The organism is Acinetobacter sp. WCHA39, from assembly GCF_002165385.1.
GTDB lineage: Bacteria > Pseudomonadota > Gammaproteobacteria > Pseudomonadales > Moraxellaceae > Acinetobacter.
Map to the genome: position 1 here is coordinate 1 of NZ_NHRP01000017.1, position 13,787 is coordinate 13,787.

Here is a 13,787-nt window from a genome sequence, read left to right on the forward strand (position 1 = left end):
GTCATCATATTCGTCGTCAGAAAACAAGTATTATGCCATTATTTCAATGAGTTATCTTTTTTTGTCGTGTACAGAGATTTACTTTATAGTCCTTGATGTGAGTCAAAAACTCGACTAGCCAGCGATACTTATGCACACTAAAAGACGGATTGAGCAATAAAGGTGCATCTTTCTTACTCATCCATTTAATGCCTTTCAACACCGTTGCCTTCTGATTCCAGACCTCAGCGTTACAAGCAGACAACTGCCCACCATTGGCAAATGAAGTTTCCATTGCTGGAAATAAATGACGATCAATCACTGTGACTTCATAACCCAATTTAATTAACTCATAAGCAGACGTTACACCCGTAATCCCCGCACCAATAACAACAACATGTGGCATAGCAAACTCCTTGAAATGCATAACATTTCATAATGCTTAGCCCCATCTGTCATGGTACCTGAGAGTTTTGGCAGATGATTACCAATTAATCATGAAGCCTTCCCCTTCGGTGAGTGTTAATCGTAGAAGAAAAATTATCGTATGTTTCTACAAGTTGAGCACTGCTCTCCAGATTGTATTTCTATTATTACAGTCCTTCTGCCTGAGAGTTTCCGGGGTCGTTGCTCCTTCGGCGAGTTCATTGAAGAACTTCTCTCCCGCAATAATATTTATATCCATATAAGCAATATATATGCCGTTTAAAAATACAGACACCAAATTCTTGTAATTGTTTGTAGATTAAGATTTAAGCAATTTAAAATAAATCGAAGTATAAAAAAGCAGACTCGAAGTCTGCTTTTGAAAATTAAAATTTACATTGCAAAACTTGATCTGAAAACTGCCCTTTCCAGAGTTCTCGTAATGTTGGTAAATAGAATTTTTCACCAATCATCACTAATTCAGCATCAATCAGTGCATGAATCTCATGCATCAACACATAATCCAATGCAATCAAGGAAAGCTGTGGGTGTTTCTGAGAAATCTGTTTACGTTTAACCTGCGCTTTTTTGACTAACGCGTTGGCAAAATTTTTATCTTTATAAGCGGTAATAGCACTTAAACGCAATTCAATAATGCCCCAACCTTCCAATAATTTCTTAAATACTTCGAAATCTTTAGACGTTGCTTCCCATGTGACATTTTCCAAATTATTGTCTTCTGGTAATACTGGTAACAATAAATCAGCGGTGCTCGGAAAAATTTTCTTTAAATTCAACAGAAACTTAACAGGATTTTCATTTGGAAGATCAGAAAACTGGATATTGGTTTTGGTATCTGTTAAATAAATATTGAGCATAATGAAGCAACAATCAGGTAAATCAAAAGCATATTGTACGCAGATCGATTTATAAAAACTACTCATAAAAAATCCCCCTAGGTTAAAGAAGGATTTTTTAAACTACCAATACGATTTACTTACTATTCGGAGAAACCATATTTTCAGGTCTAACCACTTCATCAAATTGCTCAGCAGTCACTAAACCAAGTTCAACCGCAACTTGCTTTAAGGTTTTGTTTTCCTTATAAGCTGTTTTGGCAACTTTGGCAGAATTTTCGTAGCCAATCACTGGATTGAGTGCTGTGACTAACATTAAAGAGTTATGCAAGAAATAATCAATTTTCTCACGATTTGGTTCAATACCTACCGCACAATGATCATTAAAACTATTACAAGCATCGCCTAATAACTGAATTGATTGCAGTAAGTTATAAGCAATAACAGGCATAAATACATTCAACTCAAAGTTACCAGACGCACCAGCAACGTTAATAGTAGTGTCATTGCCCAACACTTGAGCCACCACCATGGTCATGGCTTCACTTTGGGTCGGATTCACCTTGCCTGGCATAATACTTGAACCAGGTTCGTTCTCAGGAATACGGATTTCACCGAAACCACAACGTGGGCCACTTGCCAACCAGCGAATGTCATTGGCAATTTTATTTAAGCTCACCGCCAAAGTTTTTAACGCACCAGAAGCAAATACTGCCGCATCACGTCCTGCTAAAGCCTCGAACTTATTCGGTGCAGTGACGAACGGTAAACCTGTTAACTCGGCTAACTGTTCTGCTGCTTTCACCGCATAATCTGGATGTGCGTTTAAGCCAGTACCTACCGCCGTTCCCCCTAAAGGCAACTCATAAAGACCTGCAAGTGCTTGCTGCAAACGTTTTAGACCATGCTCTAGTTGCGAAACATAACCACTGAACTCTTGCCCCAAGGTTAAAGGAGTCGCATCTTGCAAATGGGTACGACCAATTTTGACAATATCATCAAATTCTTTGGATTTAAGCTCTAAAGTCGCTTTTAACTTTTCCACTGCAGGAATGAGTAATTCATTGATTTGAATACTTGCAGCCACATGGATTGCAGTTGGGAAAGAATCATTGGTGGATTGTGCACGATTGACATGATCATTTGGATGCACTGGTTTTTGCGCACCTAGTACTTGTCCTAATTTCTGATTGGCAATGTTTGCAATCACTTCATTACAATTCATATTACTTTGCGTACCAGAACCTGTTTGCCAAACGACAAGCGGAAATTGTGCGTCCCATTGACCAACAATCACTTCTTCAGCAGCATCAACGATATATTGACTTAAATCTTCAGGTAGTTGTTTTAACTCGGCATTGGTGATTGCAGCTGCTTTTTTCACCAAACCCATGGCACGAATCATGGCACGCGGTAAACGTTCTTGACCGATTTTAAAGTTCTGTAAACTTCGTTGCGTTTGTGCACCCCATAAGGCGTCATTTGGAACTTCAACTTCGCCCATAGTGTCATGTTCAATTCGCATTTGCATAAACAACCTCTGCTTTATTTGGTTAAAATGTTCACGGGCTGAAGCAAACTGATGCTTTTGGCTAGCGAAGACTCAGTTCATATTGATGTATATTTGATAAGTCTTAATTATCCTAAACAAAGCCACTAAAATTGTAAATAAGAATCATTATCCTAATTACCTGTTAAGGTATTGCGATAAAAACGCCACTCATCTTCAATCATTTGTGATAGAGAACGTTTAGGAACCCAATTTAATATTTTTTTTGCTTTATCAATATTTGCACCCAATTGCGCTAACTCTTGGTTTTGATATACAGCAGGTTGCACTTGAATTTCGGTCTGAGTGACTCTCGCAACTTCATCAATCAAATTTTGTATAGATGTAAGTTGATGATGTGCAATGTTGAATGCTTCCAAACAACTGGTTTGTGTTTTTAACCAATTTAATGCGATCAAAACTGCATCACAAGCATCCAAAACATGTAAAAAGCTCCTTTCAACCGTTCCATCTTCTGTCTGCGCTTGATTCTGCAATTCGATACAATCTCGCTGCATCGCTGCAACTTGTAAAGCTAAAGGCACAATATTTTTAGGGAGTTGAGTTACGTATTCTCCTAAAACTCCATGTTCAAAAGCACCAACAATATTGGATAATCTGAGATTGATAATTTTCCATTCATGATCGACTTTATAAGTATCTGCAATAATATCTTCAACCATTTGCTGAGATCGAATATATGGATTTGGGTAGCGATAATTAAACTCAGTCTCTTCAACTACACTTGGATTAGATTGCCCATATACGGCCAAACTAGAAATATTGATTAATTCTCTAACTCCCATCCGCTGCATTGCTCTCAATAAGCTCATAATACTGCTGACATTATCATTGTAGTATTCCAGTGGCTTTAATACAGATTCTTCAAGCGATTTAAAACTGGCTGTATGGATAACAGTATGAATTGAATATTGTTCAAATACTTTATTTAAGGCAGGTGTATTTCTCACATCTACTTTAACAAATGGAATATACATTCCTGAGATGTATTCTAAGCGCTCCAAGGTTTGCAAAGTCGAATTGGCTAAATTATCAACAATAACAACTTCTTGCCCACGTGCTAATAAACTCAAAGCAATATGTGAACCGATAAAGCCTAAACCACCTGTCACCAAAATCATTGTATACTTACCTTCTTTTTAATCTGTCCATCATTTTGCTTACGTGACCATAGTGAATGTTCAATGAGTACACTACTGTTAATAACTTCTGCACCTACTTCAATTATGGCTTGGCATGCTTTTGGTTTAGCTCAAGCATTAGGGAATAAGTCCGAAGATTTTCGTGTCTTCTTTTACCAAGATGGTGTTCAGGTTGCGAATGATTTACAGTGGTTTCCTGATGATCAACGCAATCTAAAACAAGAATGGCAAAAGCTTGGCATTCGACTCCCTGTCTGTGTCAGTGCTGCCCTTGCTCGGGGAATCACTGATGCAAGCAATGCCCAACGTCATTCACTTCAACAACACAACTTAGCGCAAGGTTTTGAGCTAGTTGGGCTTGGAGAGCTAGCTGATGCTGTGCAAAGCTGTTCTCGTTTAATTCAATTTTAGTTTAAGTTCATTAATAGAGTGTTGCTTTTAAAAGGTAAATTGTGTGAAATCTGTACTCGTCATCCTAACGCAATCCAATTTAACTAGTTTGCAGATCAACGAAAGCGTGTCTGCAACTATGGTTTTAGCAACCTTTGGTATTTCTGTCAAAGTTTTATTAAAAGATGCTGCACTGAGCTTATTGAACAATAAATTAGAGTTCGATCAATTCAAACAAGCTTTCAAAGTTGCTGCCAATATGGTGGACAGTTTTGAGTTCTATGATCTAACCCCGATTTTAGTTGAAACTAAAAATCAACACTTGGCGATTGCGCAAGATAGTGATCAAGAAATCGAGTTTGTTGAGATTCAGCCTGAATTTATTCAATCCTTCGATCATATTTTGTATTGGTAGAGCTCAGAAACATGGAAAATTCAACTTTATTTTTGATTCAATCCCCTTACTACAACACAGATAAAATCTGGATTGAGTTAGCTCAAATGGCACATGTGCATGATACGATTGTAGTCATGGGGGATGGGCTTTTACTGCTAACTAAAAAGATTGTAGATCTTTATCCAAATCTTTACTGCTTAAGTAATGAGCAAAACTTACTTGGAGATGAAATCAAATCTGAGGTTAAAATTATAGAATACGCTGAATTCGCTGATTTAGTTCTGCAATTCAAACGCTGTATTTCTTTAAAATAAATTATTTTTAGTTAATTAGGCTATTTCATGCAATTAGAGTTAGATCAAGACGGTCATTTGGTCGATTATACAATTTGGAATACTGAAGTTGCCCAGCAACTTGCTCAATCACTTGATCTAGAACTGACCGCTTGGCATTTCGAAATTCTCCACGCCGTACGTCAATTCTATCAACAATTTGGGCATTCCCCAGCAACTCGTCCACTGATTAAATTTTTGATGAAGACGGTTAGTCCTGAAATCAATAATGCTGAATTACAACAAAGATTTAATACAGGGTTGGTTGCACGACATTTAAGCCGTTTGGCTGGCGTGCCTAAACCTGCCAATTGTTTATAGATCATTGAAAATGATCTATCAGGCGCTATTTTGTTTTTGTTGCATAAACGCAAAATAACCTGGACCAGCTGATACATGGACATCTTTTACATTCAGCGGTTCATTACATTCTGAACAAACAACCTTTGAGTTAAATTTATGACCACAGGTTTTATGGGTAAATTCAATCGGTTTTCCAAGTCCCATATCCATCCACTTATCAGCCCACTGCACCATCGCTAAAATAAGAGGATAAAGATCCAAACCTTTATCGGTAAGTTGATATTCAAAACGTTCCTGACGTTCCACATAGGGAACTTTGGTTAAAATACCATGCTCGACTAAACGCTTAAGACGCTCTGAAAGTACGTGGCGGGTCAGTCCCAAACTACGTTGGAAGTCATCAAAACGACGTATTCCCATGAAAGCGTTACGTAAAATTAGCATTGTCCAACGATCACCGAGTACAGAAAGCGTTCTCGCAACTGAACATGGCTGATCGCCAATTTCTTCCCATTTCATTATTATCACCTGATCATTTTTTAGAACTTTGAAGACATCTCATCGATGCCTTGAACCGTCACGTTTAGAAACTAAACACTATAAAATATACACTAAACCACCTGATCAATCAGATGCAATATTGGTACTCAGTTAAATATCAAAAAAACAGATCATTTCATCTAAATTCATTCGACAACTTAGCTATGAATAAAAACACCTGAAAGTTCTTGTCCAGCATCTAACTGAATATTTGCAGGAATACGCACTAAACAATTGGCCTGCATTAAATTACTCAACATATGTGATTGTTGTTTCGCAAGGCTTTGTAACTTGAGCTGTCCCTGATCAAAATAAGCATGCATTCTTAAAAATCGCTCACGTGCGTCAGATTTCAGTCCATGGGTGAGTACTCCACTAAACCATTGCATAGGCTCACGTTGATTTTGCAAAGTATCTAATAAAGCGTTGCCATAAATCTGCATACACACATAAACAGCTGCTGGATTACCCGGTAAACCTAATAAATAGCAATGATGGTCAGGATCTTCATATTTTGCAAAAAATAATGGCTTACCCGGTTTTTGTTTAACTTTCCAAAAGATCTGTTCAAATCCAGTCTCAAAAGCACATGGACGAACGAAGTCATAATCCCCCACAGAGACACCACCCGTGGTAATAATGACGTCATATAAAGATTTTAATCGCTCGAAACATGCTGTGACTTGTTCCGCCGCATCTGCAATATGTAGAATCTCGACATCGATACCATAAGCTTTGAACCAAGCCTTCAGTAACGGCCCATTGGCATCAAAAACTTTACCAACGTGTAAATCTTCAGGGTGCTCAGCAACCTCATCACCAGTAATAACCACAGCAACCTTAGGCTGTTGAAATACCTCGACAGTTTGCACACCTGCCATACTTAGAGCAGCAAGTGCACCGATATTGATATTCTGACCAACGTCCGCAAGCTGTTGACCTTGTTTGACTTCTTCACCGGCAAATCGAATATCAGCCTGTGGTTTAAGCTGTTCAATCAGTCGAATTGTCTCCGACTCAACTTTAACAATTTCTTGTCGAGCAACATGTGTGGTGCCTTCAGGAATTTTGCCACCTGTAAAAATACGAATAGCTTGCCCATCGAGTAATTGATATTCGAGTTCGCTACCCGCTTTAATCTCACCGATTACATCAAAACAAACATCTTGAAGCTGTGTAAGTGAGCTATTAATCGCATAACCATCTACCGCACTTTGAGAAAAGCTAGGTAGATTGACCTCGGAATAGATTGCTTTAGCGAGATAACGATTCAAACCTTGGGCTAAAGCCAAGACCTCAGTCGTCAATGTTTTAGGCTGAGTTCGAATGAGTTCAAGTGCCTCATCAATACTGATTAAACCCTTTTCAGCACCACATCCTGACATTATTCATATCCCCCCGGATGTGGTAAATCTCGGCAAACATCAAAAATATGAACCAGCGCTGGCAGAATAGCTGCCATTGATTCACTCGCACCACCACGGCTACCTGGCAGCGTTACCACTAAGGAACGATCAATAAAACCTGCTACGCCACGAGACATAGCTGCATATGGTGTGCGTTTTTGACCAAAAGAACGTGCTGCTTCCATCAGACCATCTAATTTACGTTCTAAAAGTGGTTCAAGTGTATCAACCGTAATATCTCGTTTACCAATACCTGTACCACCAACGGTCATGATACATGCATAAGACTTTGTCAATTCTAGTACCAATTCTTTCAATTGATCTGATTCATCTGGCAAAATTTGATAATGAATTGGATCAAAACCTGCTTCGGTTAAGGTCTCAACCACAGATTTACCAGCAGTATCAGGCTTACGACCTGCTGCAACCGTATCAGAAAGCACAATCACTGCCGCTGAAACAGGTTGATGTAAAGTGCGCTTAAAGTGCGACTTACCGCCTTTTTTCTTAAGCAATTTACATTGGTCTAGACACAATTCATCAGGTTCACAATGTGGCTTCAACATGTCATAAATAGTTAACCCTGCCAAACTCGCAGCAGTCAAGGCTTCCATCTCAACCCCTGTAGGCCCAATGGTTTCTACAGTCGTCAGAATTACAACATGATCATGTTGTAAATCATATTCAACATCAGCACGATAAATCGGTAAAGGATGACAAAGAGGAATCAGTTCATCAGTCCGTTTTGCCGCCAAGATTCCTGCGATACGAGCTGTTTTTAAAGCATCGCCTTTTTCAGTATTTCCATCACGCAATAGCTGAATACAATGCGGTGGAGCGTATAAAATCGCTTGTGCTTCTGCAACACGGTAACTTTCGGGTTTCATCCCAACATTTTTCATTTTTACTTCCTAACGCTTTATTCGTGTGTATGCTCATGCGCACAATTTTCATGTTCTTGACGGTGGTGATGCTCATGTTTATGGACATGAGCATCAGTTTCGACCGTATCTTTACGAATACAGCAACCTTCTACATATTGACTTGTACCATCCATAAAGAACTCTTCTTTCCAAATTGGTACTTCGTGTTTTACACGTTCAACGGCTTCTTCACAGGCTTGAAATGCTTCACGGCGGTGAGCAGCATACGCAATTGCAATGATTGCTGTTTCACTGACATCTAAATAACCAATTCGATGAATCACACGCACATAAGAAACCTGATGCTTCTCTTTGATTTGCTGTTCGATTTCACGAATCATTTTTTCAGCAACAGGTGTATACGAGGTATATTTTAATGCTTTAACTGCTTTACCTTCATGATGATTACGTACAGTTCCAATAAAAATATCAATACCACCACATTCAGGAAATGATTGTATAGGATCAAAACTGTCTAAGCTTAGAGCCTGATCTTGAACTCTTGAAAATTCGCGCATTTCACCCTCCTGCAACAGGTGATAACAATACCAAAGTACATGAAGTATTTAATGCTGTTTGACGTAGCACAATATCTTCACCTATCGCACACGCACATTTATCCATCGCTTTTGTTGCTTCTGGGTAAAGCATTACAATATGACTTAGCACTTCTTCAACCGTTTGATTTTCTGCAAACTCAAATGCAAGCTCTTTTGGCAATAACCGTTCAATAGCACCAAAAGCTTCTATTTTTATGTCAATGGTTTGCATATTCTCTCCAGACCACTTTTTTCCAAACTAGCCACCCAACATATGCATACTAATTTTGCGTACTTGTTGGTGTTTTATCGCATGATAACCTTTCGCTTTGTGCCAAATATAAGGTTTAATTTGCTGATCAAGCTCTTGATCATTGATATCTTGAGCTAGTTGTTTCTGTTTAATCACAGCTTGTAAATACGGCTTTATATTCAGACCCTGTTGTGCAAATAAACAATTATATAATTCACCTTGTGCTGTTAATCGAATTCGATCACAATCACCGCAAAATGAATGAGTTATCGTTGAAATAATACCAATACAATATTGCCCATCTAACTGATACTGACGTGCGGGCTCATGCTGCTGTTGCAAAGCTTGAATCTGATAAAAAGGCTGAAGTTGCGCTAAAATTTCTGCTTCACTGACCACTGCCTGATCAGTCCAATGCTGATCACCATCCAGAGGCATAAATTCAATAAAGCGTAATGGAATGTTATGCTGCTTTGCCCATTTCACCATCGGAATAATTTGCTCATCGTTTTGACCTTTCATCAACACACAATTGATTTTGAAAGCAAGCCCCGCTTTTTTTGCCGCCTCTATCCCATTTAATACGGGAGTGAGTTCTTTTTTAGTCAGTTGCTTGAATTGATCTGGGTCTAAACTATCTAGGCTGATATTAAGATCATCTAATCCAGCTTGTTTTAGGGCTTCAGCATATTTAGCTAAATAATGTGCATTGGTAGTGATCGAGATTCGTTTTAAGCCCAAAATTCGTAAACTCTGCAAATCACGAATAAAATGAACAACACCCTGACGCATTAAAGGTTCTCCCCCAGTAATGCGAATATTTTCAATTCCTTGCTTCACCATATATTGGCAAAATAGCAGCAATGCTTCAAAACTGAGTAAATCTTGTTTTTTCATCCATTCTGGATGTTCAGGCATACAATAAATGCATTTAAAATTACAGCGATCTGTCACGGAAATCCGCAACTTACGTTTAATACGACCATACTGATCTTCTAAGATCGGGCTGTTCCTAGATATATCATGCTTCATCATTTGCACTCATATTGTGAATTTGCTGAACACTTAAGCACAAGTTATGTGCGACGCGGCTTGTATATGTGCAGCATACTGTTCTACTTAAGCAATATTTATTCCAATATTTTACTCTAATCCACCTTGAGAGCATTTATTTATCTAACAAAACAATTTATCGCTTCACAACACACAACTGTTATAAATTTCAATATACAACCGAAAACCATTCGCACCAATTAAAAGCAATTTTGTATTTTTTGAAATATTTTGGTGCGATTAACTTAAAGCTAAAATTTTAAATAAACAATTGTTTAAAAAATTTCATCTGCTGGTACTGCTGTAACTCATCCAAAGAATTAATACTATGGCAAAACAGGCTTTGCTTTTTAAATGAAGCACTTTGTGCATGCAATTGCTTAAAACAATCTCTTAAACTTAATTTATTGGTATTCATTTGTTGTTGTAAAATTGGCAGGCTTTCTTTTTTTAATAAACAAAATGGATATAAAGCATCTCCATTAATTGCAACATAAGCCACTAGTGCTTGTGGATTTTTTTGTAGTGCGCGATGCAACTTAATTAAAACTTGATTGGGTATATACGTAACATCGCACGGAATAAACAAAGCATAGTCCGATTGCAGATGGGACCACGCACTTTTCATCCCCATTAATGGACCTAAAAAACCTGTTTGATCATCTGAATAACAATAGATATTCGGTTCAATCTGCTTGTAAATCGAACTATCTCGATGACTGTTTACCCAAATGCTTTGCACTTCTGATTTAAATTTCTGACAAATTTTAGATAGTTGAATTTGATCATCAAATTGTTGAAGTAGTTTATTCATGCCATTCATACGGCGTGCTTGTCCTCCCGCCAAGATCACGAGATCTGTAGCGGGAATTTGCATAGTCATGCTTCTGCCTCCAACTGACAAGTCTTAATCAAACCACGAATTTCTGGTAAACATGAACCACAGTTACCGCCCGCTTTTAAACATGCCGTGACTTGCTTTTCATGCGTGATATTTTGAGTTTTGATCGCTTCAATAATCTTGTTTTTTCCTACTTTGAAGCAACTACACACCAATGGACCATCGTTATTAGCAGCAGACATTGGCATACCTGCCAACAATGCTTTACGGTGCAAAGCACTTAATCGCTCACGTTTAAATAAACTTGCAACCCAATCACGATCAGGTAATAACTCAGCAGGTGCAATATAAAGACTTGCGATTAAAATCCCATCTTTGAGTACAATACTATGACTGAGTTGCGATGAAATATCCTCAATACTTAACCATTCATATGTTTCATCGACAAAAGGCAAAAAGGTTTTTAAGTTTTTTTGAGTTTGATCAATACTGTGTCTATCGGCAAGCTCATAACGCATTGCTTTTGCAGTTTTGATTTTTGTCCACCAAGCACAAGTCTGTAAAGATGGTTTAATTTGATGTTCGAACCCTTCTCGAACATATAAAACGCCTTGCCAAGTCGTATGGAAAGGCTGTATCGATACTGGCGTATGCTTAAACTCAGGTTCACCTGAAATTGCATCTACAACAGGGTTAACTACTTTACCAATCCGAGCATCTGAGGCAACTTGTTCTGTCCAATGAATCGGGGCAAAGATTTGTCCACGACGAACACCTTGAGCCAATGTCACACGTAATACACAACTTCCCCATGCCGAACGAATCTCGACCAATCCTTTATCGCGAATACCAAATTTAAGCGCATCGTTTGGATGAATCTCACAAAATGGTTCAGCACGATGTGTGGTTAAATTTGCTGATAAACCTGTACGTGTCATGGTATGCCATTGATCCCGAATACGCCCCGTATTCAGAATTAATGGATAATCTTCAGAAACTGAGTGTACGGGATCGATTGCGATCGTTGGAATAAGTTTTGCTTTACGAGAAGCATAACTAAACTCGCCTTGACCAAAAAGTTGCTTAACCGATGTCGTCTGACCTTTTTCCCACACAGGCCATTGCGTTGGTTTTAACTCATTATATTCTTCAAGACTTAGATTGGTTAAACCTTTTAAATTAAAATAACGAAAATTTTCTACCTGATCACGTTCAGCTAAACTTGCATTTTGATATGCAGACAATGCAGCATGCTCATTAAAAATGTCACACGCATTGCTAAAATCAAAACCAGAAAAACCAAGTTTTTTTGCAACTTCAGCAACAGCCCACCAATCTGCTTTGGCTTGTTTTGGTGAAGCTAAAAATGCGCGTTGACGTGAAATTCGACGCTCTGAATTAGTCACTGTGCCATCTTTTTCACCCCAACCTAATGCAGGTAGCAAAACATCGGCATAAGCTGTCGTATCCGTATCCGCACAAATATCTGAAACTACAACAAACTCACATTTTTCTAAAGCACGCTTCACTTGATCAGCATCAGGAAGGCTGACGACAGGATTGGTTGCCATAATCCAAATCGCTTTAATTTTTCCACTTTCAACCGCTTGGAATAAATCAACCGCTTTAAGACCCGCTTTTGTTGCAATAGCTGGACTATTCCAAAAACTTTGCACCAAATTTTGATGTGTTGGGTTATCAATATCCAAGTGTGCTGCCAACATATTCGCAAGTCCACCCACTTCACGTCCACCCATTGCATTGGGCTGTCCTGTCATTGAAAATGGTGCAGCGCCTAGCTTACCAATTTTACCCGTCAGCAAATGACAGTTGATAATACTATTGGCTTTATTCACCCCTTGAGATGATTGATTAACTCCCATTGAAAAAAGAGTCACTACTTTTTCAGTTGTGGCAAATTTATCAAAAAACAGTTGTAATTTTTCTTCTGAAATACCTGTGCGTTTGGCGACAGCTTTAAAATCTTGTTCCGTTCGATTCGCTTCTAAAAGTGCTTGAAGCCCCTCAGTATAAGATTCAACAAACTCATGATCAGCATAACCATGTTGATATAAATATTGTAATAATCCTTTAAACAAAGCCACATCTTGACCTGGCAAGATTGGCAAATGTAAATCTGCTTGCTCACAAGTGCTCGTAAATCGTGGATCGACGACAACCACAAATAAATTAGGATTTTGACTCTTCGCTTGCATAATCCGTTGATACAAAACTGGATGACACCATGCTGTATTTGAACCAACCAATACCACCATATCAGCATGTTCAAAGTCTTCGTAACTTGCAGGTACAATATCTTCACCAAAGCTACGTTTATGCGCGGCAACTGCTGAAGACATACATAGACGTGAATTGGTATCAATATTGGCTGTGCCTAAATAACCCTTTACGAATTTATTCACCACATAATAATCTTCAGTTAATAACTGCCCCGAAACATAAAATGCCACACTTTCGGGTCCATATTGCTCAATACATGCCTGAAATTGAGTTGCAATTTTGTCAATTGCAACATCCCATGTTGTCACATTACGGTGATTTTTGCGTCCCAACATCGGATTTAAAACACGGGTTTCCAACCCTAAGGTGTCTGCTAAATTGCTCCCTTTAATACAGAGTCGCCCAAAATTTGCAGGGTGTTCTGTATCTCCTGAAACTTTAATATTTGAACCTTGTGTTTTATGTTGAACTTCAACATTAACACCACATCCAACGCCACAATATGGACAAGTTGTTTTTGTAATGAGTGTTTGTGCATGATCGGAGCGACTGTGTTCTAAATTTTGAATACTGTTCATGACTGCTCCTTTACCTA

Annotated in this window: 15 protein-coding genes, 1 pseudogene and 1 riboswitch; of the genes and pseudogenes, 4 read left to right on the forward strand and 12 right to left on the reverse strand. The window is 38.4% G+C overall.

Features of this window, described 5'->3' with window-relative positions:
• Positions 1 to 76: 76 nt before the first annotated feature.
• From CDG56_RS09995 to galE, 4 genes and pseudogenes are all read right to left on the reverse strand, one after another.
• Positions 77 to 385, reverse strand: a pseudogene (locus CDG56_RS09995) (FAD-dependent oxidoreductase); the annotation flags it as partial.
• A 180-nt stretch (positions 386 to 565) separates the two neighbouring features.
• A riboswitch (glycine riboswitch) is annotated at positions 566 to 655 on the reverse strand.
• A gap of 136 nt (positions 656 to 791) precedes the next feature.
• Positions 792 to 1,283, reverse strand: a complete 492-nt coding sequence (locus CDG56_RS10000; RefSeq protein WP_087547814.1) for a hypothetical protein — start codon at positions 1,281 to 1,283, stop codon at positions 792 to 794.
• Between the two features lie 115 nt (positions 1,284 to 1,398).
• On the reverse strand, positions 1,399 to 2,793 hold the full coding sequence (fumC, locus tag CDG56_RS10005; RefSeq protein ID WP_087547773.1) for a class II fumarate hydratase: 1,395 nt from the start codon (positions 2,791 to 2,793) through the stop codon (positions 1,399 to 1,401).
• A 152-nt stretch (positions 2,794 to 2,945) separates the two neighbouring features.
• A complete protein-coding gene (gene galE / locus CDG56_RS10010) occupies positions 2,946 to 3,953 on the reverse strand; it encodes a UDP-glucose 4-epimerase GalE (protein ID WP_005160333.1) in 1,008 nt (335 codons plus the stop codon).
• A 63-nt stretch (positions 3,954 to 4,016) separates the two neighbouring features.
• On the opposite strand from galE, the gene tusD reads away from it, so the two are divergent.
• From tusD to CDG56_RS10030, 4 genes are read left to right on the forward strand one after another with little or no spacing between them, the layout of a single operon-like run.
• Positions 4,017 to 4,385 carry a sulfurtransferase complex subunit TusD gene (gene tusD, locus CDG56_RS10015; protein ID WP_005160335.1) on the forward strand — a complete coding sequence of 123 codons (369 nt, stop codon included), beginning with the start codon at positions 4,017 to 4,019 and terminating at the stop codon, positions 4,383 to 4,385.
• 43 nt (positions 4,386 to 4,428) lie between these two features.
• Positions 4,429 to 4,779 carry a hypothetical protein gene (locus CDG56_RS10020; RefSeq protein ID WP_005160339.1) on the forward strand — a complete coding sequence of 117 codons (351 nt, stop codon included), beginning with the start codon at positions 4,429 to 4,431 and terminating at the stop codon, positions 4,777 to 4,779.
• An 11-nt stretch (positions 4,780 to 4,790) separates the two neighbouring features.
• Positions 4,791 to 5,075 carry a hypothetical protein gene (locus tag CDG56_RS10025; RefSeq protein WP_005160343.1) on the forward strand — a complete coding sequence of 95 codons (285 nt, stop codon included), beginning with the start codon at positions 4,791 to 4,793 and terminating at the stop codon, positions 5,073 to 5,075.
• A 27-nt stretch (positions 5,076 to 5,102) separates the two neighbouring features.
• Complete coding sequence (locus tag CDG56_RS10030; RefSeq protein ID WP_005216019.1) at positions 5,103 to 5,414, forward strand: TusE/DsrC/DsvC family sulfur relay protein; 312 nt, start codon at positions 5,103 to 5,105, stop codon at positions 5,412 to 5,414.
• 18 nt (positions 5,415 to 5,432) lie between these two features.
• Here CDG56_RS10030 and CDG56_RS10035 read toward each other — a convergent pair whose 3' ends face one another.
• From CDG56_RS10035 to CDG56_RS10070, 8 genes are all read right to left on the reverse strand, one after another.
• Positions 5,433 to 5,915 carry a winged helix-turn-helix transcriptional regulator gene (locus CDG56_RS10035; protein WP_087547774.1) on the reverse strand — a complete coding sequence of 161 codons (483 nt, stop codon included), beginning with the start codon at positions 5,913 to 5,915 and terminating at the stop codon, positions 5,433 to 5,435.
• A gap of 179 nt (positions 5,916 to 6,094) precedes the next feature.
• Positions 6,095 to 7,321: a molybdopterin molybdotransferase MoeA gene (locus tag CDG56_RS10040; protein ID WP_087547775.1), complete on the reverse strand. Its 1,227-nt coding sequence runs from the start codon at positions 7,319 to 7,321 to the stop codon at positions 6,095 to 6,097.
• Complete coding sequence (gene moaCB, locus CDG56_RS10045; RefSeq protein ID WP_087547776.1) at positions 7,321 to 8,244, reverse strand: bifunctional molybdenum cofactor biosynthesis protein MoaC/MoaB; 924 nt, start codon at positions 8,242 to 8,244, stop codon at positions 7,321 to 7,323. Before moaCB ends, CDG56_RS10040 begins: the two co-directional genes overlap by 1 nt.
• Positions 8,245 to 8,261: 17 nt before the next feature.
• Positions 8,262 to 8,783: a molybdenum cofactor biosynthesis protein MoaE gene (locus CDG56_RS10050; protein WP_087547777.1), complete on the reverse strand. Its 522-nt coding sequence runs from the start codon at positions 8,781 to 8,783 to the stop codon at positions 8,262 to 8,264.
• A gap of 1 nt (position 8,784) precedes the next feature.
• On the reverse strand, positions 8,785 to 9,036 hold the full coding sequence (locus tag CDG56_RS10055; protein WP_087536153.1) for a MoaD/ThiS family protein: 252 nt from the start codon (positions 9,034 to 9,036) through the stop codon (positions 8,785 to 8,787).
• A 27-nt stretch (positions 9,037 to 9,063) separates the two neighbouring features.
• Entirely contained in the window at positions 9,064 to 10,092 is a 1,029-nt protein-coding gene (gene moaA, locus CDG56_RS10060) for a GTP 3',8-cyclase MoaA (RefSeq protein WP_087547778.1), read from the reverse strand.
• Between the two features lie 277 nt (positions 10,093 to 10,369).
• Entirely contained in the window at positions 10,370 to 10,993 is a 624-nt protein-coding gene (locus CDG56_RS10065; protein ID WP_087547779.1) for a molybdenum cofactor guanylyltransferase, read from the reverse strand.
• On the reverse strand, positions 10,990 to 13,770 hold the full coding sequence (locus CDG56_RS10070) for a nitrate reductase (protein WP_087547780.1): 2,781 nt from the start codon (positions 13,768 to 13,770) through the stop codon (positions 10,990 to 10,992). The genes CDG56_RS10065 and CDG56_RS10070 overlap by 4 nt, the downstream gene beginning before the upstream one ends.
• Positions 13,771 to 13,787 lie beyond the last annotated feature (17 nt).

Coding starts and splice junctions, on each gene's coding strand:
- CDG56_RS10000 (WP_087547814.1), bottom strand. CDS start 1,283: ATGCTCAATATTTATTTAACAGATACCAAAACCAATATCCAGTTTTCT.
- fumC (WP_087547773.1), bottom strand. CDS start 2,793: ATGCAAATGCGAATTGAACATGACACTATGGGCGAAGTTGAAGTTCCA.
- galE (WP_005160333.1), bottom strand. CDS start 3,953: ATGATTTTGGTGACAGGTGGTTTAGGCTTTATCGGTTCACATATTGCT.
- tusD (WP_005160335.1), top strand. CDS start 4,017: ATGAGTACACTACTGTTAATAACTTCTGCACCTACTTCAATTATGGCT.
- CDG56_RS10025 (WP_005160343.1), top strand. CDS start 4,791: ATGGAAAATTCAACTTTATTTTTGATTCAATCCCCTTACTACAACACA.
- CDG56_RS10030 (WP_005216019.1), top strand. CDS start 5,103: ATGCAATTAGAGTTAGATCAAGACGGTCATTTGGTCGATTATACAATT.
- CDG56_RS10035 (WP_087547774.1), bottom strand. CDS start 5,915: ATGAAATGGGAAGAAATTGGCGATCAGCCATGTTCAGTTGCGAGAACG.
- CDG56_RS10040 (WP_087547775.1), bottom strand. CDS start 7,321: ATGTCAGGATGTGGTGCTGAAAAGGGTTTAATCAGTATTGATGAGGCA.
- moaCB (WP_087547776.1), bottom strand. CDS start 8,244: ATGAAAAATGTTGGGATGAAACCCGAAAGTTACCGTGTTGCAGAAGCA.
- CDG56_RS10050 (WP_087547777.1), bottom strand. CDS start 8,783: ATGCGCGAATTTTCAAGAGTTCAAGATCAGGCTCTAAGCTTAGACAGT.
- CDG56_RS10055 (WP_087536153.1), bottom strand. CDS start 9,036: ATGCAAACCATTGACATAAAAATAGAAGCTTTTGGTGCTATTGAACGG.
- moaA (WP_087547778.1), bottom strand. CDS start 10,092: ATGATGAAGCATGATATATCTAGGAACAGCCCGATCTTAGAAGATCAG.
- CDG56_RS10065 (WP_087547779.1), bottom strand. CDS start 10,993: ATGACTATGCAAATTCCCGCTACAGATCTCGTGATCTTGGCGGGAGGA.
- CDG56_RS10070 (WP_087547780.1), bottom strand. CDS start 13,770: ATGAACAGTATTCAAAATTTAGAACACAGTCGCTCCGATCATGCACAA.